Raw genomic sequence first — 23,302 nt, 5'->3', positions numbered from 1 at the left:
TTATTTCGTTGGGGACGCAGGGCGTATCAGTGGTTTAGTTGGATCGCCGTCAAAATTAGGAACATATTTACTCGATTGATCAGAATATGTCGCTGTGGTCGATTGAGGCGGTGTTGGCGCTGAGTGGAACGCTGATATTGGGCCGAATGGGAAGATGCCAGGCGCACGGTGCATAGTAGATTCTCGTTGCCGCGCACAACCGCGTGTGATCATAGAACAAACACCATCCACGCCAATATACCCGTCATCGTCTCCTGCATAATGGACTTCTGACACACGGTCATGATCCATGCGAACAAACATTTTACAAGAAGACCCAGCCCCCCCAAAGAAAGATTGGTAGATTTTGATAGCAGACCCAACGGGGAAGAAGCCATTATCCTGCATAGCTGGGAAAGAACGGCTGATATTATACTGCCAGACCTGTGTTGTATCATTCAGCTTACTCGTAGAAGAGGGAGCACCTGCGCAGGACTGAAGGTCAAAGCTAGACATGCCGGCCATCTCATATTGTGCTCGGTGAGCTTCACGTGCGTCCCAGTAGCCACAACCGTTAAGGAACGCTGGAAGGGCAAGCACAAGGCTATGCTTCAGGATTCGGGTGTTCATTCTATCTCCCAAGGGAAGGTAATTATAGCAGTATACATTTGAGTGATACGTTACAACGGCGTGTAAATGCGGCAGAACCTATATCATAATGACCTCTTTCTGTGGAGAGACTTTCAGTCTTGTAGGGGATGGGCTATCAGGGGGCGTCCATTTTACGATGATCATGTTTAAGGAGCGTTTACGCTATGGCTGATATTTCTGCCGCCGAAATTCCTCGTCTTCAACAAAGCCTACGCCGCTTGCTGGGTTCCCCTCAACTGACTGTTGAGCCACCTGCTCGTAAGGGTTTAACCGTAGAAATTGCTGTTGCAGGGGAAGTTATCGGCACGGTGTGCCGTGATGAAGATGAAGGGGAAGTCTCCTACGCTGTTAATCTAACTGTGTTAGAAGAAGACTTGCCTCCTGCATAAAGGCGGTACTGCTTATGCAGTTTTCTGAAGAAGAGCTGGAGCGATACTCGCGGCATATTTTAGTGCCGGATATAGGAGCCAGCGGCCAAGATACATTGCGGCAAGCAAAAGTTCTTGTCGTTGGAGCCGGTGGTTTAGGGGCCCCATTGCTTCAGCAGCTTGTGTCTTCTGGAATAGGCCATGTCGGGGTCATAGACCCTGACATTATTGAATTAAGCAACTTACAGCGACAGGCCCTATACGTAACAGCTGATGTTGGTCGTAGAAAAGTTGATGTCGCTATTGAGCGGCTCACACAGCTTAATCCAACCGTTTCTCTGTCTTCTTGGCCCTGCAAAGCAACTCCCTCGTTTTTAGAGCACCTCGTGCGAGATTATGACTATGTATGTGATGCGACGGATAATAGCGCGGCGCGTCTAGCTGTGTCTGATGCTTGTGTAAAAGGGAAGCGGACGCTTATTTCCGGGGCTGTCCAAGGGCTTGTAGGGCAGTATGTGGTCTTTCGTCCTCATAACGGTGGGCCCTGTTACCGTTGTCTTTACCCGCATTTAGAAGCGGATAGCTCTGCTGGATGTTCACAACTGGGTGTTATAGGCCCAGCAACGACCATCATTGCAGGGTTTATGGCGCTTTCTGTGTTAAAAGAATGCCTCGGCCTTGAAGAAACAGATCCAGAGGTTAGTAAACTGTTTCTATGGGATGGACTGACAGGGAAGCAGCGTGTTCTTCCCATTAAGCGATTTGACGATTGTCTTCTGCATCAAGACGATTAGGGGAAGATGAGCGTTCTTATGTATGACGTTGGTATTACATTAAGCGATTGCTCTTGGGAGCGTCACCATCACGCATTTACGTTGGCATGTAGCTTTTTGGCTCTTAATCGCTCAGTCTTAATCTTTGCTGGGGGGCGTTCAGTATTAACGCTTTCAGAAAAAATGGAAGGTTTGGACGGGGCGCTGTCAGACGACCTCTTGAAGGCTCGTCAAATTCCGTCGTTGCGTGAGTTACGTGATGCGATCATCAGTTTAGGGGGTGCGTTTATGGCTTGCGAAACGGGAATGAAGATGGCTGGATTATCTTCAGATGATTTAATGGCAGGTATTCGCGTTCGAGGGATGGTGAGCTTCCTAACAGAAGTTGGCTCCCATCCCATCATGACGCTTTAGAATTAGAGCGGAGCGCAGGCGTTCTTCACCCAAGGATGAAGTTCTTCTTCCAAACGAGTAAGAAGATGTGTCTCAACTTTTTTATGATACTGGTTAAGCCATTGGCGCTCTGTCTCACTGAGCAGGGAGCAGTCGATTAAAGTGCGATCAATCGGCGTATAGGTGAGCACCTCAAACTCAAGGAAGGGACCGCGAGGACTTTTTAGCTCACTCTCTTTAACAAGCATGAGGTTTTCGATACGGATCCCATAATCACCCTGTTTGTAATAACCTGGCTCATTGGACAAAATCATACCCGCCTGCAAACCAGTTGGACGGGGGTATGAGGAAATAGATTGTGGCCCTTCATGGACAGACAAATAACTGCCGATCCCGTGACCAGTCCCATGATCAAAATCAAGCCCTGCATTCCATAAGGACGCACGTGCTAAACTATCCAGACGATGGCCCGGTGTTTTGTTTGGAAAGCGTTGGGAGGAAAGTGTAATATTACCCTTTAAAACGCGTGTGAAGGCCTCTTTAAGTTCTGCCGGTGGCGTTTGAGGGCCAATCCAGAGCGTTCGCGTAATGTCTGTGGTTCCAAAAGGATATTGTGCGCCACTATCGACGAGATAGACCGTATTCTCTTCTAAAACACGATCTTGCCCAGGAATGGCACGGTAATGAGGGTAAGCCCCGTTCGGGCCGGCAGCAGAAATCGTTTCAAAGCTTGGCCCGCGATAATCGTCTGAACGAGCGCGGAAAGCTTCAAGCGTGTCCGCAAGTTCTGTTTCATGCTTACCAACGCCATTGTTTTCAATCCAATGAAGGAAACGCGCAAGCGCTAAGCTATCAAGCTCATGTGCACGGCGGTTCCCTTCTTGTTCTGTGGGGTTTTTAATGGCTTTCGGGAGACTGCATAGATCTGGCGCACTCTTAATATGCGCACCGATTTTATCAAGCGTCATCCGAAACCAAACTGGCGTAGATGTTGGGTCTATACGGACAACAGCCTGTGCAAGAGCTGCCAAACGGTCTTTAAGCTGGTTGGGCGAATAGAGAACAATGCCATCCTCAACTGGTGCTTTAAGACGCGCTTCATCTACGAAAAGTTCGGCATGTCCGTCATCATAGAGCAAGCCGTAACCATGAGCGACGGGAGTCATGGCGATGTCAGACCCACGTAAATTCAACAGCCATGCAAGGGATGTGCAGTCAGCAATCACCATTGCTTTTTGATGCTGTTTACGGAGCTCCTCTGCAAGTCGTGTGCGTTTATCAACGCTTGTTTCTCCAGCGTAGCTCAATGGATGAGGCTCAATTGGTGCGGCAGGAGAAGCGGGCTGATCTGTCCAGGCAGCATCAACGGGATTGGACGTGACAGGCACGAGAGTGACGTTCTCGACCTGCCAAGAGGATAACTCCTGCTCGCTTGTTAGATGAGGGTCATAGCCAATACGCAGTCCATGAGCATGTTGGGCAAGCCAAGCGTGTGGTGGCTCGTGTAGAATATGTTGGCGATCCCATAAGGCATGATCAATTTGCTCATCCATTTGCACGGTATAACGTCCATCAGAGAAGACGCAGGCTTTCTCGCGGAGTACGATGGCAAGCCCCGCACTTCCTGTAAAGCCACTTACCCATGCCAAGCGCTCCGAATGAGGGGCGACATATTCCCCAAGATACTGATCGCCACGCGTAATGATCATTCCGTCGATAGAGAGGCGGTCAAAATGATCACGCACGCGCGCTGGGCGAGAGGCTAAAGGAATGGATGATAAGCCGGTCATAAACGTTTTTGATCCTGTACCGTAACGGGGGAAATTAGTAAGGCTTACGTAGAATAAGGGTGCTCCATGCACCTTCTTTCAGTTGACGTTCTAAAAGAAGCCCTTGGCGCTGATGAGCCACCGTCACCATGCGTGCTTGCGTGTTGAGAAGTCCAGCTAAAATAGCCGTGCCCCCAGGAGCTAAAGACTGCGCTAAAGAAGGGGCCATCCGGCAGAGAGGACGTGCAAGAATATTAGCAAAGACGAGGTCATAAGGCGCCTTGCTGCGCACAGCTGGCGTTAGCCATCCATTACCAAAGCGGCAATCGAGAAGGGGAGAGAGCTTATTGAGCCGTGCATTAGACGCTGCAACGCGAACAGACCAAGGTTCAATATCGACGGCCAGAACAGGGCGGTGCAGCAAGCGTGCCGCAGCCATCGCAAGGATGCCCGAGCCGCAGCCCATATCTAAAATACGGTGTGGCTTGCGATAAGCGATCAACTCAAGGGCACGCAGGCAGCCACGTGTTGAACCATGTTCACCTGAGCCGAAAGCGATACCGGCATCAAGAGTAATGGAGAGGCGGTTAGAAGGCGCTTTGTCGTTAAGATGTGTGCCACGAATGCAAAAGCGTCTTCCGACATTTTGTGGCGGAAACGCTTCTTGCGTGCGTGCGAGCCAGCCTTCTGCTTCTGTTGTGTGCCGGACAAGCTCTGCCTCAACCCCTGTGATCGCGCGTGCTACAGCGATGGACGATTGTAGAGCCTCTTCTTGAGCGCCAACTTCCTTTACGCCTTCAAGGCGCCAGTATTTTTGCTCGTCATCTTCCTCAAACATACCGACAGTGTCGCAAGCGGTCATAAGGGCTTGCTCGAACAGAGGAACGAAGGCTTCTTCCACGATAATGGTGACCGTTTCCAATGCACGTGCATGACGAGAGCCAATGTGGCGGGGAGCTATTGGGCTTTGTGTTGCTTTCACGAGAGTACCTCTACAAAACCGGCCATCAGGGTCTTTTGTCCGGCATCTTCAAAATTGATCGTAAGATGTTCGCCATTGCTGTTCATAACAACGCCTATGCCAAAACGTTTATGTTTAACAGTGGCCCCAATAGCAATAGGGGTGCGTGATGCTTTGGGGCGAGGTCGAGAAAGGCTCGGGGAGCGCGGCAAGGAGGTCTCTTGAGTAGCAGGGCGTCGCCAGAAATTGCGCCCAAAAGAGGAGCGCTCGCGCTGTTTAGGACGATGAAGAGACACGTGCTCATCAGGGAGCTCATCAATAAAGCGGCTCGGGATGGAATCTTGCCAGTTCGCGTAAATACGGCGGCTATCTGCATGTGAAATAATAGCGCGCTCACGGGCACGTGTTAGGCCGACATAGGCAAGGCGGCGCTCTTCTTCAAGCGATGCAAGTCCGCCTTCATCCATTGAGCGTTGGGAGGGGAAGATCCCTTCCTCCCAACCCGGAAGAAAGACAGTGCGGAACTCAAGCCCCTTAGCGGCATGCAGGGTCATGAGGCTGACACGTTGCGTATCATTTTGGACGCTATCGGCATCCATGACGAGGGCGATATGCTCAAGAAACGCTTCAAGATCTGGAAAGTCTCCAATGGCGCGTAATAGCTCACCAAGGTTATCAAGACGGCCTGCGGCTTCCACCGTGCGTTGGTCTTGCCGCCACATATCAAGATAGCCTGTTTCTTCTAAAAGCTGCTGAGTAGCGACAACATGTCCTTCTTTGGCAAGGGTCTCACGAGCACGAGAAAAACACGCCATAAAGTCGGAAAGGGTTGTGGCGGCTTTTCCTTTAATCTCTTTATGAGCGAGACGTTCTTCCAATGTTCGTTGAAGGGAAAGTCCGCGTTCTCGTGCGTGCTCTCTTAAACGCGTAAGCGCAACTTGTCCGACCCCGCGCTTAGGGACATTGATAATGCGTTCAAAGGCAAGATCATCGCTGGGATGGGCAAGAGCCCGCATATAGGCTGTGCCATCGCGAATTTCAGCACGTTCGTAAAAACGCAATCCGCCGACCACTTGGTAGGGAATGCCAGAACGCATCAATGTCTCTTCAAAAGCGCGCGTTAGGAAACCTGCGCGCATGAGGATGGCCATATCGCCAAAATTATGCCCTGTATCATGTAGCTCACGAATTTTGACGGCGACAATGCGTGCTTCTTCATCAGAGTCTGGGGCATTAATGACGTCAATTTGTTCGCCTGTTTTACCGTCCAAACCGGAATGGAGCGTTTTCCCTAAACGGCTTTCATTATGGGCAATCACGCCAGAGGCCGCTCCAAGAATACGAGGTGTTGAGCGATAATTTTTTTCCAAACGGACAATTGTTGCTCCGGGAAAGTCCTGCTCAAAACGTAGAATATTGGTTACATCGGCACCACGCCATGAGTAGATAGATTGGTCATCATCCCCAACGCAGGCAATATTAGCTGGCTGATCGCCACGTTTGGCTAAAAGGCGCAACCAAAGATATTGAATGGTGTTGGTGTCTTGATATTCATCGACAAGAATATAGCGGAAGCGATGCTGATACTGTTTTAACACCTCAGGATGAGTACGAAATATCGTGACCATATGGAGCATGAGGTCTCCAAAATCACAGGCGTTCAGTTCTTTGAGGCGTGTTTGATAGGTTTCATAAAGGGAACGAGCTTTTCCGTTAGCAAAATCAATATCATGGGCTGATGTTATTTGCTCCGGCAAAAGGGCACGATCTTTCCATAGTTGAATATGGTGCATAAGCTGGGCAGGTGGCCAGCGTTTCAAATCAATTGAACTGCCCGTCATAATTTGCTTAAGCAAACGAATCTGATCATCGGCATCAAGGATGGTGAAATTGCGTTCCAATCCAACGCTCGGTGCATGTTGGCGAAGCATCCGTGCGCAGAGAGAGTGAAATGTTCCTAACCACAACCCTTCAACGGGTTTGCCGAGGAGATGACTGACGCGCTCGCGCATCTCGCGCGCAGCTTTATTGGTAAAGGTGACGGCCAAAATCTGCTCAGGCCAAGCAAGATGATGGAGCAGAATATGAGCAAAGCGTGTTGTCAGAACACGTGTCTTTCCAGTGCCAGCGCCTGCCAGAATCAGCAACGGGCCTTCCGTTGTGGTAACGGCAAGGTGCTGTTCTTCATTCAGGCCTGCAAGATGGTCACAAGTAGGCGAAAGCGGACGTGGGGAAAAAAGATCATCAGACACCTCTCTGATATACTGCGAGAGATGGCCTATGGCTAGGAAAGAACCTACAGGTTTGAGAAGAAAATCACATAGCCATGGGCATCGCCAACGTATGCGACAGCGTATTATGGAGCATGGAACAGCCAATCTAGCAGATTATGAGTTGCTGGAGATGCTTTTATTTTACGTTATCCCACGACGCGATACGAAGCCACTGGCGAAAGAACTTTTGAAAAAGTTTGGCTCTCTAGCGGCATTGTCTCAAGCATCGGATACGATGTTGCATGATGCTGGATTAACACAACGTGTCGCTGCAGTGTTGAAAATACCGTATTTAGCTGCACGAGCATTAGCAGAAGAGCACGCGGAGCTGGGTCAGGTTCAGCTTAAAAATATGACGATGCTCAAACGCTATTTTGGTTCGCGTCTGCATGAGCCAATAGAGGAAGGAACAAGTCTGCTTTATCTTGATGGGCGAAATAATTTATTGAAGGAAGAGCGACTGGCGCGTCATCAGAAAATTTCTGCTTCTCATCGTCTGATCGCCACTCAGCTTTTAGATGTGCAAGCAACGGCTTTTATCGTCGTGCATATTGCCCCTAGCCATTCGGCAGCCGTGCTTGCGCAAGAAGCACGAGGGTTAGCAATGGCGCTAAAGCCTCTCTCAATAACGATGCATGATGTGATTTTGTTTGGAGCGGGTTGGGTGTCGAGCTTGAACAAAGAGAGATTGCTGTGATGGCTGAGGGTGATGAGGCACAACAAGCAGTGAGAGAGGCGCTGCTAAGCGAACGGCCAATTAAAAAAGAAGATTTATTTTCATTTTTAGTAGCGCTTTCCACAACGTCTAAAAAAGATCAGAAAACGCTCCTAAATTACGTACTTCAGACGAGTGATTCGTTAGGAGAGCTTGTGTCGCTGCCGGTGCAGAAATGGCAGGACTACGCACAAAAGAACAGCTCTTTTCTCGTTCTCTTACAGCTCCTGCGTGAAATGGGATTACGGTGCAATCGAGCCGCTCTTCCGCAGGGAGACCTTTTACAGGAAGAGCGGAGACTGCTTGATTATCTCATTACGCAAATGGCGCGAGAATCAGTGGAACAGTTTCGAATTATTTTTCTCAACAAGAAAAATCAGCTTATTTGCGATGAAGTTCAGGGTGTGGGAACGGTTAATCACACACCAGTTTACCCAAGGGAGGTGGCGCGTCGTTGTTTAGAGCTCAACGCTTCATCTATCATCATGGCGCATAATCACCCGAGTGGGCATACAAGCCCATCAGAGGGGGATGTGATTGTGACACAAAATGTGCAGGCAGCGCTTAAGGTTTTAAAGATACGTGTTATTGACCACTATATCATTACGCGTACAGCCCAAGTCAGCTTTCGTGCGCTTGGGCTGTTATAGAGCGCCGTCTATTCTGGGGAGTGGACAGGTTGAAACTGGGCAAGAGCAAGCTCTCCAGGCAAGCCACCACGTGGGAAGATGCGGTTAATATGACCCATTTTTCGACCCGGCCTAGCTTCTGCTTTTCCGTAAAGATGAAGGGCTGCATTATCCTCTTTCATCATAGCAGGCACGAGAGCCATATCATCAGGGCCGATGAGATTATGCATAAACCCGTCAGAATGCCGACGCGTTGATGGCAGAGGAAGGCCTACAACGGCACGAATGTGCATCTCAAACTGGTCTATAATGCAGGCATTCTGCGTCCAGTGGCCTGAGTTATGTGGTCGAGGGGCAATTTCGTTGATGATCAGCTGGCCATCAGCATTTTGGAACAGCTCCACTCCTAAAATACCAACAAGCTTAATATCTTTCGCTAAGCGGATAGCAATACGTTGAGCTTCGTCAATAGTTTCTGGAGCAACCGGAGCCGGCACCATAGACAGACGTAAAATACCGTCTCGGTGGCGATTTTCGCTTGGATCGAAGCAGCGTATGTCACCGTGATGGTTGCGAGCTACCATGACGCTGAGCTCACGCGCGAAATCAATCTGCTTTTCTGCGACTAAAGGATAGGGCAAATTCTGGCGATCATTCCAGAGCTTCTGAAAGGCAGTTTCGTCAGGAACGCGAAATTGACCTTTTCCATCATAGCCGAAGCGTGTTGTTTTGAGGATAAGGGGAAAGCCAAAATCCTCTAATGTGGCGAGATCATCTTCATTCTGTACAGAGCGCCATGGTGCGACAGGGAGCCCCATCGAGCTTAAGGCTGTTTTCTCGGCAATTCGATCTTGGCTAATTTCTAAAATACGCCCAGCCGGGTGAACGGGGCGCAATGCTTCGAGCTGCCGTAGTCCTTCTGCACTGATATTTTCAAACTCGAATGTGATGACATCACATTCACGCGCAAAGGCTTCCAACACAGCAGGATCATCGTAAGAACCGACGGTCAGTTTTGCTGCAGTTTCGGCCGCTGGTGCGGGGGTGGAAGCGCTCAGGATATGGACATGATAGCCGAGACGCGATGCCGCAACAGCGGACATACGCCCTAATTGGCCACCGCCGATAATCCCGATAGTAGAACCAGGAGGAAGAGCAGGTGTCACGATACGGGTTTCTCAGCAACAGAATGAGTTTGTTGGGCACGGAAGCTATCAAGACGCTCAGCTATAGCGTCATCCGACAGGGCTAGCACGGAAGCAGCCATGAGAGCGGCATTAATAGCGCCAGAACGTCCAATCGCAAGTGTCCCAACAGGAACACCAGCCGGCATTTGAACAATGGACAGGAGGCTATCTTGCCCCTTGAGAGCACGACTTTCAACAGGGACACCGAAAACCGGTAGAGCCGTCCAAGCCGCACACATGCCAGGAAGATGAGCAGCACCTCCTGCTCCTGCGATGATGGTGCGCAATCCGCGCTCCTTTGCTGTCTTTGCATATTGGGCAAGACGGTCAGGAGTGCGGTGAGCTGAGACTATACGCGCCTCGTAGGGAACGCCAAGTTTCTCAAGCGTTTCGCATCCATGACGCATGGTTTCCCAATCAGATTGGCTGCCCATAATCACACCGACAACTGGGGCAGGAGAGTTACTCATGATAGGCGGTATCCCTTGCTACTTATTCGTGTTCGTCTTCCTGATGGAGAACAGGGCCATCACCTTCTTGGGGGAGAGACTGACCATCACGGACGAGCCGTTCATTAGCTGCTTGAACAGCAGCATTGAGGTCTGTCTGTGTGCAAAGCCCTAAAATGACGGGATCACGCGGTTTAATGTTAGGGCTGTTCCAATGTTGGCGATTCCGAATTTTAGAAATCGTATCTTTCGTCGTGCCGAGCAAACGTACGATTTGCGTATCAGAAAGCTGAGGGAACTGCCGTAAAACAAAAGCAATCGCATCAGGACGATCATGGCGCTTAGCGACAGGCGTATAACGCGCCCCTTTTGCGCGACGTGATACGGGGTTTGCTGTCGCAATCAACTTCAGTCGTGCTGAAGAGTTTGCTTCGCAGCGTTTAATTTCGTTTTCAGTCAGCTGATTGTTCTTAATAGGATCATAACCATTGATCCCAGCGCCGACTTCCCCATCAGCAATGGCCTGAACTTCTAGCGGATGCATTCCACAAAATTCAGCAATTTGGGTAAAAGTCAGGGCAGTTTTATCAATCAGCCAGACAGCGGTGGCCTTGGGCATCAACGGCAGATTCATGTCAACTCATTCCTTCGCAGCGGTGCGGTCGGGCCGGCAGAGTGCAGGCACCAACAAGGCTACTCTGGAAGATTGACCTGCCCAACAGAAAACTGAGCACGGCACCTGCTAAACGCACGGCGGTGCTGCGTAAGATGCGTCAGAGAGAAGGGCGGGTCAAGATGCTAACCAGTCTTCTCTCAAAGCATTGAGAATTTTTATGGAAGTTTCTTATAGTTAAACATGCTAAAAGCAGCATTCTGCCCCAATAGCTGCTACAGTTTAATGTGGTGGATGGGTCGCTATTGAGATAGAACGAGGCTCATTCTTACGAGAGAACACATATTGAAGAAATATTTTTAGAAGGCCATTGTCAAAACATGCTTCTTTAATGGCTAAAGGGGCTGCTAGAACGAAAGAGCGTTCAAAGGCACGCGTGGCAATTCCGTGATGAAGCCATTTTCTCTGGTGATTATGTGTATCACGACGCGGAGAGCGACCGCGAATAATCAACATGTGGTCTTCGATAGTAATCGTAATATCTTCCGGTTGAAAGCCGGCGACAGCGATTGTCAGCGTATAGTCTGTATCTGTTGTTTTCTCAACATTATGAGATGGATAAGAATAGCGACAATTTTTGCTATCATGAAGCGCATGGTGTACGAGGTGTTCGAAACCGATCGTACTGCGCAATAAATTGGCAGTATCATATCCCATCTGATGTCCTCCTTAATATACGGCAGGACCTCATACACATCCTCATATTAAGCGATATGCACAAAGGTATTTAAAAGCAGCGAACCCATTATGTGGCATCGCACTACTCAATACCCTAGATATGGGAAACCCTCCCCATTCTTCAAGGAACGGGAAGGGTTGCACGCATCGTAGAAAAACCTACGAGAAACAATATTACTTTTTGATATTGCCGATGCCGGAGAAGCGTTTGTTAAATTTAGCAACCTGGCCTCCGGTATCGAGGATACGTTGCACACCTGTCCAAGCTGGATGCGTCTTAGGGTCAACGTCAAGGCGCAATGTTGCGCCAGGCTCGCCATAGCATGACTTGGTTTTATATTCCGTGCCATCAGCCATGATGACGTTGATTTCATGATAATCAGGATGGATGCCGGATTTCATAGTATTTCCTAAACCTTACAAGGGGCGCCCCGATACCGACCGGGGCAGACCGCTGCCATATAACGAACTTTTCCCTAAGATGGAAGAACGAATAAGTCTTTGCTGTTCAGATTATCTGATGGCTTTTGCTCCTCAGAGAAAAGCTGTTAATGAAGTTTTACGCAATGATGAGATAGCATTGGCATGATCACGGTATTACATCATTTTTAAAGACAAAGCCGACCGCCTGACGGCAGAGTATCATTGCAGTCTTGGGCTTGATCACTAGTTTTAACCTGTATGACGGAAGGATAAGCGATGAAAGCACCTAGAACTCCCGGCTGGATTATTGATTTCCAAAAATTTATCTCGCGTGGCAATGTTGCAGGGCTTGCTGTTGCTGTGGTGATCGGTGCTGCTTTTAGCGGGATTGTGAACAGTGCGGTGAAAGATATTCTCACCCCTATCATTGGTGCGCTCACAGGGGGTGTCGATTTCTCGAACATTTTTGTCACTCTAAAGGGGCCTGTTAAAGCAACATTAGCAGAGGCCCAGAAAGCAGGCGCTGTAACGGTTAACATCGGTCTGTTTTTAAATGCCGTATTCCAGTTCTTGGTTGTCTCTTTCTTTATTTTCTGGGTGTCGCGTATAGCTGCGAAGCTGTATCGTAAAGAAGAAAAAATTGAAGAAGCCAAGCCAGAACCAGCACCAACACGCGAAGAAGTGCTCTTGTCTGAAATTCGTGACTTGTTGGCTGCTCGAGGTGTGTCCCATGAGTGACTGGCGTCATTCTTCTCTTCATACCCTGTGTAAGAAAGGGTGTGTTTTCACATTGACGGCCATATTGGCTGGGTGCGCTTTTATGAGCGCACCTGTCCGAGCAGCCCCTGTTTCTCCGAATGCACCAGTGTACGTTTACTTTATTCTTAACGGTATTGTACGCGGCTCTATGATGACGGGGAAACTTCACCCTAAGGATGTCCATGCTCTCATGGCCGTTGATGAGCAAGCGCGGCATATCATTACCCAAGATGTGCAACATCAAACGATGAAAAATGATCATCAAGCGGATGTGATTCTTGAGCATTATCTCAGTTTGATCCCTCGCTAATAAAAAACCCGCCTTTGAGGCGGGTTTTTTTTTGAAGTCTCAGCTAAGAAGAGCACTAAGCTCCTTTGCGAAGTCGTTTTTGTCCCATGAGAAGCAATAAAGGGGCAGCGATGAAGATGGAGGACGACGTCCCCACAACAATCCCAAAGAGCATGACGGTTGCAAAGCCCGTCAGGGTGCTTCCGCCGAAAAGAGCGAGGGGAAGCGCTGCAAGGAAAACTGTCATCGAGGTACCCAGCGTACGGTTTAGGGTCTCATTAATGGAGAGATCCAGCAGCTCTTTAAGGGGCATAGTGCGATATTTGCGAAGGTTTTCGCGCACACGGTCATACACCACCACTTTATCATTGGTTGAATATCCAAGAATAGTGAGTAGCGCAGCCACCATCACAAGATCGAATTCAAAGCCCGTAACAACCAAGAAACCAATTGTTTTAGTCAGATCTAAGATCAGCGTAATGACAGCGCTGAGGGCAAACTCGCGCTCAAAACGGAACCAGATATAGATTAAAATCATCCCGAGACTGAACGCTAAGGCAAGCACACCATCACGGAAGAGTTCAGATGAAACAGATCCCCCGACAGCATCGGCACGCTGGATTTGTGTGCCGGGCAAGGCTTGCGCAATAGCTTGTTTAACATGGTCAACAAGCTGCTGCGTTTGGTGCTCCGCATTGTCACCTTGAGGAAGATTGATAGCAATACGCACATCATGAGGAGAGCCGAAAGCTTGTACAGAGGCTGCCTTAATCCGCGCTTGCTCCAAAATATGGCGCATGTGGGCGGGTTCTTCAGGGGCAGGAGAATGGGTCTCAACGATAATCCCACCGCGAAAATCCAACCCTAGATTAAGACCAGGCGTGCAAAACAAGATCACAGAAGCGATAGACAGAAGCGCCGAAACGAGCAAGCCGGCATAGCGACCACGCATAAAGCGGATCTGCCGGTCATCACGTACAAAGCGGAGTAAAGGACGGGAGAGCATAACGATCAGACCGGAAGTTTTTTGGGACGAGTATGGGCGTACCAGCGCACGATAAGCATACGCGAGAGGACAAGCGTGGTGAACAACGTTGTGACGATACCAATCGTAATCGTCAAAGCAAAGTTCCGCACAGCGCCTGTCCCGAAGACAAAGAGCATCACATGCGCAAGGAATGCCGTGGCGTTACTATCAACAATGGTGCTTGTTGCGCGTTCAAAGCCAGTTTGCAGAGCCTGTAGAGGTTTGCGTCCACGTTTAATTTCTTCGCGGATGCGCTCGTTAATCAAGATATTGGCATCCACGGCCATACCAAGCGTTAGCAGGATACCGGCCATCCCAGGAAGGGTAAGCGTTGCTCCAAATAAAGACAAGATCGCTAAGATCATGACTAAGTTTGCGAAGAGCGCAATGTCAGCATAAAGGCCAAAACGAGCGTAGAAAAGCAGCATAAAGGCGACAACGAAAATGAAACCCGCAGCCAAGCTCATAACGCCAGCATGAATGGAGGCTGCCCCAAGACTTGGCCCGATGCTACGTTGCTCCACGACACTCAACGGGGCCGGTAGGGCGCCAGCGCGAAGAAGGAGGGCGAGGTCAGAGGCTGAACGAGCCGAGAAGTTGCCTGAAATTTCGCCTTGTCCAGCGGTGATAGGAGTATTGATAACGGGTGCTGTTAGAATGCGGTTATCAAGGACAATAGCGAAGCGTTTGCCAACATGCTCTGTGGTGATGCGTGCGAAGTCTTCAGCCCCTCGGTTATCAAATTTCAATGAAACAGCCCAGCGGCCTTCGCTCATTGTGGCAGCGGCATCGGAAAGATCTGCTCCATCAACATCTACTTGATCCTGTACGGCCAAAGAGCCGCCCCCATCCTGCATAGCCATGAGGGTAGTGCCAGGAGTTGCTGTCTCAGGGTTGGGCCCAACGAGATGAAACGTCATGCGCGCTGTAGTGCCGAGTAGATTTTTAATCCGCTCAGGGTCACTAATGCCCGGAAGCTCTAGAACGATGCGATTATCGCCTTCACGTGCAATGCTTGGGTCGATTGCGCCTGTGCTATCAATACGGCGGCGCACAATTTCGATAGAACGATCAACGGCCTCCTTCGCACGAACACGCATGGCATCGCGCTGAAGAGTGACGGTCAATCGTCCATGTCGCTCCGACACGGAAAGCTCACCGGGTACAGCAGGGGATATACCTTCAAGAACTTTTCGTGCGGCAGAGCGCTCCGATTCAGCTCTGGGAAGGAAGCTAAGTGTCGCTTCTTTGTCATCACGCTGTATATCAATAAAACCAAGATGAGCAGCGAGAAGACCTTGTCTTACTTGCCCTTCAAGAGATTGAAGACGATCATGTTGCAAAGACTGCGTATCAAGTTGCAACAAGAGGTATGAGCCTCCTCGGAGATCAAGCCCCAGATGAACTTGATGCCAGGGAAGGGGAACGGAAGGTTTGGTGATAAAGTTGGGCAGACAGAGCAGAGCACTGACCAAACAGATGCCCACAACACCTAACATTCTGAGGCGGCTGTAATACATCATAGGGGGCTGAGGAACCTCAAAAGAGCATGAAAGAAAGAGGTCAGACCGAAGCGATCTTAAAGGAGGGTTGAGAACATGCCCTGTCCTGGCAGGATATGCAACCGTTACGATATCATTATACCGTCTCTTTTCCTGACTTTGCCTGGCGATGTAGGAATGCTAGTTTGCCCTTTATGAACGTTCAGTCAGTCTTTCGGGTTGGTATTGTAGGGGTGGGGCATTTTGGCCGCCTTCATGCAATCAAGGTAGCGCAGCACCCAAAGGAAACGCTTATTGGCGTGCATGACCCCGACATAAAACGGGCCCGTGCCGTAGCGCGTGATGTGAGCTGTCGTGTTTTTGAGAGTTATGAAGCGCTCCTTGAGCACGTAGATGCTGTTGTTATCGCGACACCGGCTGAAAGTCATTATGCCCTTGGCCTTACCGCCTTAGAAGCAGGGAGGCATGTTTTGGTTGAAAAACCGATTGCCGCTAGTGTGGAAGAGGGGCGTGCTCTTGCTGAGAAGGCGGCACAACGTGGTTGTGTCCTACAGGTCGGGCATTTGTTGCGTTATTCTGCTGAGCATCGTGCGATTACGAAGCGTATTACCCAACCTGTTTATATTGAGGCGACGCGTATCGCGCCGTTTAAGATACGTGGAACAGATGTTTCTGTTGTCTTAGACTTGATGATTCATGATCTTGATCTTGTGCTTGCTATTGTTGATAGCCCAATTGCGAGCATTGATGCTTTAGGCGTGGCTGTTTCGAGTCCTCATGATGATATTGCCAATGCGCGTGTAAGGTTTGAGAATGGTTGTGTAGCAACGATCACAGCCAGCCGTGTTTCGTTAAAAACAGAACGCCGTATGCGTCTTTTTGGGAAAGAGGGCTATTTATCAGCTGATTTTATGGCGCGTGAGTTGAGCTTTATTAACCGCTCTCATGGCTTGCCATTACCGGGAACGGGAGGGTTCTCGCGTGAAGCCGTTAAGTGGAAAGATCACGATAATCTCGTAGCGGAACATGATGCTTTCGTCGCTTCTTGCATGCATGGTGCACCTGTTCTGGTGGATGCAAAAGCGGGGTTGCGCGCTTTAGAAGCGGCTTTAAGGGTTGCCGAAGAGATTCGTTTATCACAAGCTCTTATGAAATCTTCTGGGCTAATGGACTGATGGTTATGGCCAGAGGAAGAGTAGTGTGCTTGTGCATTATGCCCAGCCTATAGGATAAAAAGGACACAGTTATGCCGGGGAGAGGTCATCACGAAAGAGGGTGTGGAGCGTTCCTAGTAGGTATTGTCGCTGCTTTTATGTTGTTCATGGGGCATAGTTCTATTGTGCAGGCAGCATTTCCTTCAGCTCGTGCTGTTGTACAGCATTCTGAGGTCAGCCTAACGAGCGGGGTGAATCACCCCTTGGATGCTATCGCGTATGAGGGAAATATCTTCCATGCCGATACATCCGATGATGACAGTGCGATAGCTGCGTTTGGAATTGGTATTATTTTACTGTGCGTGCTTGGTGGCGTAGGCCTACTTGCCCTGTATCTTCTTCCTTCGATTATTGCTTTATCGCGTGATCATGAAAATAAAGCCGCCATCATTCTCGTTAATGTTTTTGGTGCTTGGACAGGGCTCGCTTGGTTTATCGCACTAATTTGGGCACTTTGGCCGCGGACGCCGCGAGGTTATGCCCCTTTTACGTCGAACGGTTTTGATCATCAATGGCAAACACCGTCCTATGGGCCTAAACCTCCACCATTTCCTTCTTCACCATCCTCTGCTGCCTATTCCTCTGGAACACCATCACATGAAGGAGGTCTGACGAATGAGCAATTGGTCTGACGAATGAGCAATTGGAAGGCTTAGAGAAAATTGGTCGCCTTAGGAGTGAGGGCATTTTAAGTGAGGAAGAGTTTGAGAAGGCAAAAAAACGGATTTTAAATACGATCTAATAAAGAAGCCCCGTTCCAGATCAAGATTAGAAGCAGGGCTTTTAGCTTACTCTTCAAGTTCTAGGCGTTTTGTTTCAAGCTCTAACCAACGCTCTTCGCTGTCGGTGAGACGCTGCTCCACCTCTTGTAAGACAGCAGTTACCTTTTCAAAGCGTGCAGGGTCACGACTATAAAGCTCGGGGTCGCTAAGAGCTTTGCGGCAAACGGCGACATCTTTCCCGAGTTTTTCCATTGTCTCAGGGAGCTCCTTAAGCTCAAGCTGCTCTTTGTAGCTGAGTTTGGCAGCAGGCTTGCTGGAGACGCTGCGCGGTTTAGAACTCGGTGGCTCTGACGTATTGCTTTCGGAAAGACGACGTTCTTTAGGAGCATTGCCCTTTCTTTGAGCAAGCATGTCAGAATAACCGCCTGCATAGTCGATCCACTGACCATCCCCCTCGGCAACGAGAATGGAGGTGGTAAGACGATCAAGGAAGTCACGATCGTGGCTTACGAGCAGAACGGTGCCTGCGTAATCTGCCAACATATCTTGGAGGAGATCCAACGTCTCAAGGTCAAGGTCATTGGTGGGCTCATCCAAAACGAGCAGGTTTGAAGGGCGGGCTAACGCACAGGCTAGGGCAAGGCGACCACGTTCCCCACCGGAAAGATGGTTCACGGGTGTTCGTGCCTGCTCTGGGCGAAAGAGAAAGTCCTTCATATAGCCCATAACGTGACGACGTTCAGTTCCGACCTCGACGATTTCCCCTTGTCCATTCGTTAGGACATCAACAACAGTACGATTCCCCTCTAAAGCCGTGCGCTGTTGGTCAAGCGTGACCATTTTAAGCGATGGGCTAAGGCGCACCTCTCCCTGCTGAGGGGTAAGCTGTCCTGTCAGGAGGCGTAATAAGGTGGTTTTCCCCGTTCCATTAGCGCCACAGAGACCAAGGCGGTCGCCACGAGTGATTTTTAATGAGAGGTCGTTAATCAGCGTACGATCTGGGAAAGCCCATGAAATATGGTCTGCTGCGATAACAATCTTACTGGTATTGTCCGCTTCATTGGCGACCATATTGAGGGAGCCACGCTGCCGAGACGCAATGTCACGGCGTTTTGCCCGCAAATCCGCGAGCTCTGCAACGCGCCGCACATTACGTTTGCGTCGTGCTGTCACACCATAGCGCATCCAATCTTCTTCACGGGCAATCTGTCGATCCAATTTATGGGCTGCCCGTTCAGCGAGTTCAATTTGTTCGTCACGCCATGTCTCGAAATGGGAAAAATTTGCGTCTAGTCGTTGCGTTTTCCCTTGCTCAAGCCAGATCACGGCGCGACATAGGGTTTCCAAAAAGCGGCGATCATGGCTGATGACGACCATAGCCGCATGAGACGCTTGAAGTTCACGCTCCAGCCAAGCGATGCATGGCAGATCGAGATGGTTCGTCGGTTCGTCGAGAAGCAGTAAGTCTGGTTCTGCTGCTAGAGCTTGAGCCAAGGCGCACCGGCGGGCCTCCCCGCCAGAAAGGCTGCTGCACGTTTCATCCCCTGTTAAACCAAGTTCGGCAAGCATGGAGCGTGCACGATATTTTGATAAATCATCAAGAACGGACGCTACATAGTCATACGTCGTTGGCCATGCAGAGAGATCAGGCTCTTGCGGAAGGTAATGAACTTTCAACCCTGGCTGAACAAAGCGAAGGCCGTCATCAGGCTGTATCTCTCCAGCAGCAATACGCAAAAGCGTGGACTTGCCGCTTCCATTCCGCCCGACGAGGCAGAGGCGCTCACCGGGCAAAAGCGAAAAGGAGGCGCCATCAAGAAGAGGGCGTCCCCCTAGTGTGTACGTGATATCTTGGAGATTAAAAATTGGTGCTGCCATAACTGTTGCATGTGGCGCATTTATGAGGAGGAATGCAAGGGTGAAAAATAAATTCTCTTTTATAAGAGGCGCTTTAACAAGGTACTTCTGAGAAAAGCGAAACTTCTTACGAATTACCTCTGTCTATCTGTGTCACTTCCTTTTATATGAGGGGGTATGAAAGCTGACAAGAAGATCTTGAAACGGTGGATCAAGCAGCAAAACCGCGCTAACCGATCCTCGACTCTCAGTAGTGCCCTTCTAGGCCTCATCAATGTTGGGGCTGGTGTTGTGCAGGCATGGGCTTTGGCGCATATGCTCGCCGATTTTCTGCTGCACCAGCATTATGAGCTGGGACGCTTTTTCGCTGTCTTTGTTGCAGCCTGCCTTGTTCGTGTTCTACTCGGGGCTGGGCAAGATATGGTCGCCTTGGTAGCAGGGCAGAAGGCACGTCGAACCCTGCGGCGTATGACCTTAGATCGTGTTTTTGCGTATGGGCCAAGCCTCTTACGCCATCAGCACAGTGCGGCTATCGCTACATTGTTGGTGGAGCGTGTTGAAGCGTTGGATGGATATTTTTCTCGTTGGCTCCCTGCATCGACATTATGGCCGATTGCACAATGGGGTGTCGTCGCTGTGGTTCTTTGGGAGAATCTTCATGCTGGGCTAATATTAGCTGGTTGTTGTTTGATGCTTCCCGTCTTTCAGGCTGTTTTCGGAATCGCGACGGCGATTGCCTCACGTCGTCAGTTTTTGGCAATGGGGCGGCTACAAACACGCTTTCTTGACCGTATCCGTGGTATTGCGACCATTGTTCTTTCCGGTAATGCTGAGCGTGATGCGCAGGCTCTAGGAAATGCAGCAGAAGAACTTCGCAAACGCACGATGAAGGTACTGCGGGTTGCTTTCCTAACATCCGCGACGACCGATATTATGATGATCGTTGCGTTAGTGTGGATCGTGATTAGTCAGAGTCATTCTTTGCTTCACTCTCATTCTGTTGAGCAGGCAGGGGCGGCCCTTTTTGCCGTGCTGATGGTGCCAGAAGCATTTGCACCTTTTCGTGCATTTTCGGCAGTGTATCAAGATCGTGCTCAAGCAACAGCGACAGCAGAGGCAATGCAGGCCGTCCCTCAAGCCGATAAACGTGCCCCAGCTAAAAGTGGTGAGTTGTCCCCTTATCATGATGAGCGTGGTATTGCGTTAGTCGCTCAAGATGTGAGCTATTCATGGTCGTCGGATCGTGCACCCGCTTTGACAGATGTCAGCTTCTCTCTTCAATCGGGGGAGACATTGCTTGTTGAAGGGCCGTCAGGTGCAGGGAAATCAACTTTATTAGAGCTCCTTTTGGGCTTTATCACGCCTCAAGAAGGGAAGCTGCTCTTGGGCGGCTGTGATATGGCAGCGCTAGCTGCTTCTGATATTTCACGCCATGTCAGCTGGATTGGTCAGAAACCTGTTCTTTTTGCGGGTACGTTGCGAGAAAATATCCTTTTTGCACGGCCCGATGCGCAAGAAAATGAGCTTAAGCGTGCTTTGGAAGCTTCCCAGGTGGGGCGCTATCTCGCTCAGCTTCCAGACGGTTTGGATACCATGATTGGGGAAGGTGGGTTTGGCCTTTCAGGGGGGCAAGCGCAACGTATCGCTATTGCGCGTGCTTTCTTAAAAGACACACCTTTGTTGGTGATGGATGAACCAACAGCTCATCTGGATCCAGCCACAGAAGATGAGCTTTGCAAGGCTTTTGAAGACCTGCTCCATGGGCGAACCACGATCATCGCGACTCATTCAGAAAAGATTGCATCATTACGTCGTGCGCAGCGTATTCGGTTAGAGGGCGGACATATCGTCTCTCAGGAGAGCGTATCATGAAGGCAATGGCAGTAATTTTTGGTGTGTGGCGCTCCCGTCTCGGATATTTGCTGTTAGGGCTCATTATCGCAGAGCTTTCTATCTGCTCAGTCTTGTTATTGATGGGGCAGACGGGTAACCGGCTTGCCGCAGCAATTATTGGTACGGGGCTGGGGTATGGTGTGCTACAGGCTGTGGGAAGCAGTCGTATCGTCCTGCGTTATCTGGAGCGTTTAATCACTCATGATGCGATGTTCCGTGCGTTAACGGATCTTCGCGTCTGGTTTTATCGGCGCTTATCCAAAGGAGCGGCTGCTGGGTTGGGGTTTCGCCGTTCGGGAGATCTCTTGTCTCGTCTTGTCTCTGATGTGCAAAGCCTGGATAATCTTTACCTACGGATCATCATTCCATTAGCGACAGCCGTTATCACTCTTCCTATTGTATTTTGGGTCTGCTTGCAGGATAGCTTCGCGTTAGCCTGCTGTGTGTCGATTTTGTTTGCTGTCATTGCTTTTGGGTTGCCTGCTCTTATGGCGTTGGTATCGTACCGGCAGGGGCCAGCTCTTCAGAAGGCACAAGCTTCTCTACAGAATCAGGCGCTTGATCTTGCTTCAGGACTACGTGAGACACGTATCTTTGACGCAGACGGGCGTATGCAGGAACGCCTGATTTGTGAGCAGGATGCGCTATATGCGTTACAGGAGAAGCAAGGTCACGCCATGGTGTTTGCCCATGCGGTGGCTGCCTTTCTGGCACGCCTTGGTATTGCCGTGGTTCTGTGTGCCTGCATGGGGGCCTTCTTCACGCGGCCAGAAGCTCTTGTGGGGGTGACAATCCTTTTTGTCATAACAACGGCTCTAGAGAGCGTAACCGACCTCCCACGGGCAGGGTTCCTTGCTGGGCAAACCTTGCATGCTGCGGAGCGTGTTGTTGCTGTGTCGGATGAAAGCGGCCCTACGTCACATGGAACAGCAACATTGCCAGCTCAATTCGATGTTCAATGTGAGCAAGTGACTTTTGGCTGGCATGCAGAGGCCCCTGTTCTAACCGATGTTTCCCTGCATCTGCGGAAAGGGGAGCGCGCGGTTCTCCTTGGGCCATCAGGTTCTGGAAAGTCAACACTTGCGGCTTTATTGCTCAAGGTAGCAACCCCACAAAAAGGACGCATTCTCTTCGGTGGTGTCGATAGTGCCGATGTGAATGATGGTGCTTTGCGAGAGAAAGTCGCATGGCTCTCACAGTCGAGCCACCTTTTTGATGACACAGTGCGTCATAATTTGCTTTTGGGGAGAGAAAATTTCTCTGATAGTCAGCTATGGCAGGCATTGGAGCAAGCGCAAGTTGCTGACTTTGTCAGGTCTCTTCCTGAGGGATTGGATAGCTGGATTGGAGAAAACGGATCGCGCCTTTCCGGTGGGCAAGGCCGCCGTATTGCCCTTGCGCGAGTTCTTCTTTCTTCAGCACCGCTGCTTATTCTTGATGAACCAGCTGCGGGATTGGATATAGAGACAGAGCGCGCCTTCTTGGAGACATTGAATGGGCTTAACTCTCAGCAGACTATTCTCTTAATCACACACAGACTGACAGGCGTTGAACGGCTTGATCATATCTGGCGTTGCGAGAATGGACGTGTGTTCGCTCAGCCACTGTGATTGAGAGAAAGAAGAGCAGTGATTGACCCGCTCCGTAGAGTAGAGCAATCATATCTCTTGGTATTTGGATAACGATAAAGGTGTTGTGTCATGTTGAGGATTGCTGCTGCGTTGCGTTCTATTCTTCCAATCGGCTTGTGCGCGACGGTCGCAGCAGGAGCATTAGGGGGATGTGCAACACACACACCACGTAATAACTACGTCGTTTTTTTTGATCGTGATTCTGTGCAGCTTAATCCAACTGCGCAGGCCGTCGTGGCAGATGCCGCGTTGACTGTCCACGAACGTCATGCGTCACACATAACCGTTTCAGGATCTGCCGGACATTATGGTGATCCAGATATTTTAAAGCAGCTCGCTAATGCACGCGCCTCAGAAGTGACCAAGGTTCTAGAGCGTGACGGTGTAGATGCTAAAACAATCACTCAGGCCCCTTATGCGCTGAGTGATTTTGAAGATTCTCATGTTGCGCTGCGTCGCGTCTCTATCACGATTTCCTCTCATTGAT

The 23,302-nt window shown here is 50.0% G+C and carries 25 protein-coding genes; 13 read left to right on the top strand and 12 right to left on the bottom strand.

All coding sequences use genetic code 11. The features are described 5' to 3' along the window. Complete coding sequence (locus GS535_RS05015; protein ID WP_160792229.1) at positions 1-609, bottom strand: hypothetical protein; 609 nt, start codon at positions 607-609, stop codon at positions 1-3. A 185-nt stretch (positions 610-794) separates the two neighbouring features. On the opposite strand from GS535_RS05015, the gene GS535_RS05010 reads away from it, so the two are divergent. The 3 genes from GS535_RS05010 to GS535_RS05000 are packed head-to-tail and all read left to right on the top strand — an operon-like array spanning position 795 to position 2,185. Then, a complete protein-coding gene (locus GS535_RS05010; protein ID WP_018980381.1) occupies positions 795-1,019 on the top strand; it encodes a DUF3126 family protein in 225 nt (74 codons plus the stop codon). A 14-nt stretch (positions 1,020-1,033) separates the two neighbouring features. Beyond that, positions 1,034-1,792 carry a HesA/MoeB/ThiF family protein gene (locus GS535_RS05005; RefSeq protein WP_160792228.1) on the top strand — a complete coding sequence of 253 codons (759 nt, stop codon included), beginning with the start codon at positions 1,034-1,036 and terminating at the stop codon, positions 1,790-1,792. Between the two features lie 6 nt (positions 1,793-1,798). After that, positions 1,799-2,185 carry a DsrE/DsrF/DrsH-like family protein gene (locus tag GS535_RS05000; RefSeq protein WP_160792227.1) on the top strand — a complete coding sequence of 129 codons (387 nt, stop codon included), beginning with the start codon at positions 1,799-1,801 and terminating at the stop codon, positions 2,183-2,185. A gap of 2 nt (positions 2,186-2,187) precedes the next feature. Here the strand turns inward: GS535_RS05000 and GS535_RS04995 are convergent, their stop codons facing one another. The 3 genes from GS535_RS04995 to GS535_RS04985 are packed head-to-tail and all read right to left on the bottom strand — an operon-like array spanning position 2,188 to position 7,146. Beyond that, a complete protein-coding gene (locus GS535_RS04995) occupies positions 2,188-3,954 on the bottom strand; it encodes an aminopeptidase P family protein (RefSeq protein WP_160792226.1) in 1,767 nt (588 codons plus the stop codon). A gap of 34 nt (positions 3,955-3,988) precedes the next feature. Continuing rightward, positions 3,989-4,894, bottom strand: a complete 906-nt coding sequence (locus GS535_RS04990) for a 50S ribosomal protein L11 methyltransferase (protein WP_160792264.1) — start codon at positions 4,892-4,894, stop codon at positions 3,989-3,991. A 17-nt stretch (positions 4,895-4,911) separates the two neighbouring features. After that, positions 4,912-7,146, bottom strand: coding sequence for a UvrD-helicase domain-containing protein (locus GS535_RS04985; protein ID WP_160792225.1), 2,235 nt, complete (start codon positions 7,144-7,146; stop codon positions 4,912-4,914). Positions 7,147-7,237: 91 nt separating this feature from the next. Between GS535_RS04985 and GS535_RS04980 the strand changes: the two genes are divergently transcribed. Then, a complete protein-coding gene (locus GS535_RS04980; protein WP_160792224.1) occupies positions 7,238-7,864 on the top strand; it encodes a JAB domain-containing protein in 627 nt (208 codons plus the stop codon). Further along, entirely contained in the window at positions 7,864-8,532 is a 669-nt protein-coding gene (locus GS535_RS04975) for a RadC family protein (protein WP_160792223.1), read from the top strand. Before GS535_RS04980 ends, GS535_RS04975 begins: the two co-directional genes overlap by 1 nt. Before the next feature lie 8 nt (positions 8,533-8,540). Here GS535_RS04975 and GS535_RS04970 read toward each other — a convergent pair whose 3' ends face one another. The 5 genes from GS535_RS04970 to rpmE form a co-directional block, all read right to left on the bottom strand. Then, positions 8,541-9,677: a 5-(carboxyamino)imidazole ribonucleotide synthase gene (locus tag GS535_RS04970; RefSeq protein ID WP_160792222.1), complete on the bottom strand. Its 1,137-nt coding sequence runs from the start codon at positions 9,675-9,677 to the stop codon at positions 8,541-8,543. Next, complete coding sequence (gene purE / locus GS535_RS04965) at positions 9,674-10,168, bottom strand: 5-(carboxyamino)imidazole ribonucleotide mutase (RefSeq protein WP_160792221.1); 495 nt, start codon at positions 10,166-10,168, stop codon at positions 9,674-9,676. Before purE ends, GS535_RS04970 begins: the two co-directional genes overlap by 4 nt. Positions 10,169-10,190: 22 nt before the next feature. Next, positions 10,191-10,781: a DUF1013 domain-containing protein gene (locus tag GS535_RS04960; RefSeq protein WP_160792220.1), complete on the bottom strand. Its 591-nt coding sequence runs from the start codon at positions 10,779-10,781 to the stop codon at positions 10,191-10,193. Positions 10,782-11,042: 261 nt separating this feature from the next. After that, entirely contained in the window at positions 11,043-11,477 is a 435-nt protein-coding gene (locus tag GS535_RS04955) for an Hsp20 family protein (protein ID WP_160792219.1), read from the bottom strand. Between the two features lie 195 nt (positions 11,478-11,672). After that, on the bottom strand, positions 11,673-11,900 hold the full coding sequence (gene rpmE, locus GS535_RS04950; RefSeq protein ID WP_018980393.1) for a 50S ribosomal protein L31: 228 nt from the start codon (positions 11,898-11,900) through the stop codon (positions 11,673-11,675). 297 nt (positions 11,901-12,197) lie between these two features. Between rpmE and mscL the strand changes: the two genes are divergently transcribed. Together mscL and GS535_RS04940 are read left to right on the top strand one after the other, a co-directional pair. Next, the gene (gene mscL, locus GS535_RS04945; protein ID WP_160792218.1) at positions 12,198-12,659 is read left to right on the top strand and encodes a large conductance mechanosensitive channel protein MscL; all 462 of its coding nucleotides are present in this window, start codon (positions 12,198-12,200) and stop codon (positions 12,657-12,659) included. Beyond that, the gene (locus GS535_RS04940) at positions 12,652-12,990 is read left to right on the top strand and encodes a hypothetical protein (protein ID WP_160799168.1); all 339 of its coding nucleotides are present in this window, start codon (positions 12,652-12,654) and stop codon (positions 12,988-12,990) included. The genes mscL and GS535_RS04940 overlap by 8 nt, the downstream gene beginning before the upstream one ends. Positions 12,991-13,045: 55 nt before the next feature. Here GS535_RS04940 and secF read toward each other — a convergent pair whose 3' ends face one another. Next, positions 13,046-13,975: a protein translocase subunit SecF gene (gene secF, locus GS535_RS04935; protein WP_160792217.1), complete on the bottom strand. Its 930-nt coding sequence runs from the start codon at positions 13,973-13,975 to the stop codon at positions 13,046-13,048. A gap of 5 nt (positions 13,976-13,980) precedes the next feature. Next, positions 13,981-15,516 (bottom strand): protein translocase subunit SecD, encoded by a 1,536-nt coding sequence (secD, locus tag GS535_RS04930; protein ID WP_160792263.1) that lies wholly within the window; start codon positions 15,514-15,516, stop codon positions 13,981-13,983. Between the two features lie 176 nt (positions 15,517-15,692). Here secD and GS535_RS04925 point away from each other — a divergent pair, with 176 nt between their 5' ends. The 3 genes from GS535_RS04925 to GS535_RS11280 all read left to right on the top strand — a co-directional run bounded on the left by GS535_RS04925 (position 15,693) and on the right by GS535_RS11280 (position 17,454). After that, positions 15,693-16,673: a Gfo/Idh/MocA family protein gene (locus tag GS535_RS04925; RefSeq protein WP_160792262.1), complete on the top strand. Its 981-nt coding sequence runs from the start codon at positions 15,693-15,695 to the stop codon at positions 16,671-16,673. 71 nt (positions 16,674-16,744) lie between these two features. Further along, a complete protein-coding gene (locus GS535_RS04920) occupies positions 16,745-17,344 on the top strand; it encodes a superinfection immunity protein (RefSeq protein ID WP_160792216.1) in 600 nt (199 codons plus the stop codon). A gap of 11 nt (positions 17,345-17,355) precedes the next feature. Continuing rightward, the gene (locus GS535_RS11280) at positions 17,356-17,454 is read left to right on the top strand and encodes an SHOCT domain-containing protein (protein ID WP_160792215.1); all 99 of its coding nucleotides are present in this window, start codon (positions 17,356-17,358) and stop codon (positions 17,452-17,454) included. A 46-nt stretch (positions 17,455-17,500) separates the two neighbouring features. Here the strand turns inward: GS535_RS11280 and GS535_RS04910 are convergent, their stop codons facing one another. Next, a complete protein-coding gene (locus GS535_RS04910) occupies positions 17,501-19,312 on the bottom strand; it encodes an ABC-F family ATP-binding cassette domain-containing protein (RefSeq protein ID WP_160792214.1) in 1,812 nt (603 codons plus the stop codon). Between the two features lie 156 nt (positions 19,313-19,468). Here GS535_RS04910 and cydD point away from each other — a divergent pair, with 156 nt between their 5' ends. The 3 genes from cydD to GS535_RS04895 all read left to right on the top strand — a co-directional run bounded on the left by cydD (position 19,469) and on the right by GS535_RS04895 (position 23,301). Further along, complete coding sequence (gene cydD / locus GS535_RS04905; RefSeq protein WP_160792213.1) at positions 19,469-21,163, top strand: thiol reductant ABC exporter subunit CydD; 1,695 nt, start codon at positions 19,469-19,471, stop codon at positions 21,161-21,163. Beyond that, on the top strand, positions 21,160-22,794 hold the full coding sequence (gene cydC, locus GS535_RS04900) for a thiol reductant ABC exporter subunit CydC (RefSeq protein ID WP_160792212.1): 1,635 nt from the start codon (positions 21,160-21,162) through the stop codon (positions 22,792-22,794). Before cydD ends, cydC begins: the two co-directional genes overlap by 4 nt. A gap of 90 nt (positions 22,795-22,884) precedes the next feature. Continuing rightward, positions 22,885-23,301 carry an OmpA family protein gene (locus GS535_RS04895; protein ID WP_160792211.1) on the top strand — a complete coding sequence of 139 codons (417 nt, stop codon included), beginning with the start codon at positions 22,885-22,887 and terminating at the stop codon, positions 23,299-23,301. Position 23,302 lies beyond the last annotated feature (1 nt).

The sequence above is a fragment of the Saccharibacter sp. EH611 genome, from assembly GCF_009834765.1.
In the GTDB taxonomy this organism is placed as follows: Bacteria; Pseudomonadota; Alphaproteobacteria; order Acetobacterales; family Acetobacteraceae; genus Saccharibacter.
This window is presented reverse-complemented; position numbering and strand designations above follow the sequence as displayed.

Coding starts and splice junctions, on each gene's coding strand:
- GS535_RS05015 (WP_160792229.1), bottom strand. CDS start 609: ATGAACACCCGAATCCTGAAGCATAGCCTTGTGCTTGCCCTTCCAGCG.
- GS535_RS05010 (WP_018980381.1), top strand. CDS start 795: ATGGCTGATATTTCTGCCGCCGAAATTCCTCGTCTTCAACAAAGCCTA.
- GS535_RS05005 (WP_160792228.1), top strand. CDS start 1,034: ATGCAGTTTTCTGAAGAAGAGCTGGAGCGATACTCGCGGCATATTTTA.
- GS535_RS05000 (WP_160792227.1), top strand. CDS start 1,799: ATGAGCGTTCTTATGTATGACGTTGGTATTACATTAAGCGATTGCTCT.
- GS535_RS04995 (WP_160792226.1), bottom strand. CDS start 3,954: ATGACCGGCTTATCATCCATTCCTTTAGCCTCTCGCCCAGCGCGCGTG.
- GS535_RS04980 (WP_160792224.1), top strand. CDS start 7,238: ATGCGACAGCGTATTATGGAGCATGGAACAGCCAATCTAGCAGATTAT.
- GS535_RS04975 (WP_160792223.1), top strand. CDS start 7,864: ATGGCTGAGGGTGATGAGGCACAACAAGCAGTGAGAGAGGCGCTGCTA.
- purE (WP_160792221.1), bottom strand. CDS start 10,168: ATGAGTAACTCTCCTGCCCCAGTTGTCGGTGTGATTATGGGCAGCCAA.
- GS535_RS04960 (WP_160792220.1), bottom strand. CDS start 10,781: ATGAATCTGCCGTTGATGCCCAAGGCCACCGCTGTCTGGCTGATTGAT.
- GS535_RS04955 (WP_160792219.1), bottom strand. CDS start 11,477: ATGGGATATGATACTGCCAATTTATTGCGCAGTACGATCGGTTTCGAA.
- rpmE (WP_018980393.1), bottom strand. CDS start 11,900: ATGAAATCCGGCATCCATCCTGATTATCATGAAATCAACGTCATCATG.
- mscL (WP_160792218.1), top strand. CDS start 12,198: ATGAAAGCACCTAGAACTCCCGGCTGGATTATTGATTTCCAAAAATTT.
- GS535_RS04940 (WP_160799168.1), top strand. CDS start 12,652: ATGAGTGACTGGCGTCATTCTTCTCTTCATACCCTGTGTAAGAAAGGG.
- secF (WP_160792217.1), bottom strand. CDS start 13,975: ATGCTCTCCCGTCCTTTACTCCGCTTTGTACGTGATGACCGGCAGATC.
- secD (WP_160792263.1), bottom strand. CDS start 15,516: ATGTATTACAGCCGCCTCAGAATGTTAGGTGTTGTGGGCATCTGTTTG.
- GS535_RS04925 (WP_160792262.1), top strand. CDS start 15,693: ATGAACGTTCAGTCAGTCTTTCGGGTTGGTATTGTAGGGGTGGGGCAT.
- GS535_RS04920 (WP_160792216.1), top strand. CDS start 16,745: ATGCCGGGGAGAGGTCATCACGAAAGAGGGTGTGGAGCGTTCCTAGTA.
- GS535_RS04910 (WP_160792214.1), bottom strand. CDS start 19,312: ATGGCAGCACCAATTTTTAATCTCCAAGATATCACGTACACACTAGGG.
- cydD (WP_160792213.1), top strand. CDS start 19,469: ATGAAAGCTGACAAGAAGATCTTGAAACGGTGGATCAAGCAGCAAAAC.
- cydC (WP_160792212.1), top strand. CDS start 21,160: ATGAAGGCAATGGCAGTAATTTTTGGTGTGTGGCGCTCCCGTCTCGGA.
- GS535_RS04895 (WP_160792211.1), top strand. CDS start 22,885: ATGTTGAGGATTGCTGCTGCGTTGCGTTCTATTCTTCCAATCGGCTTG.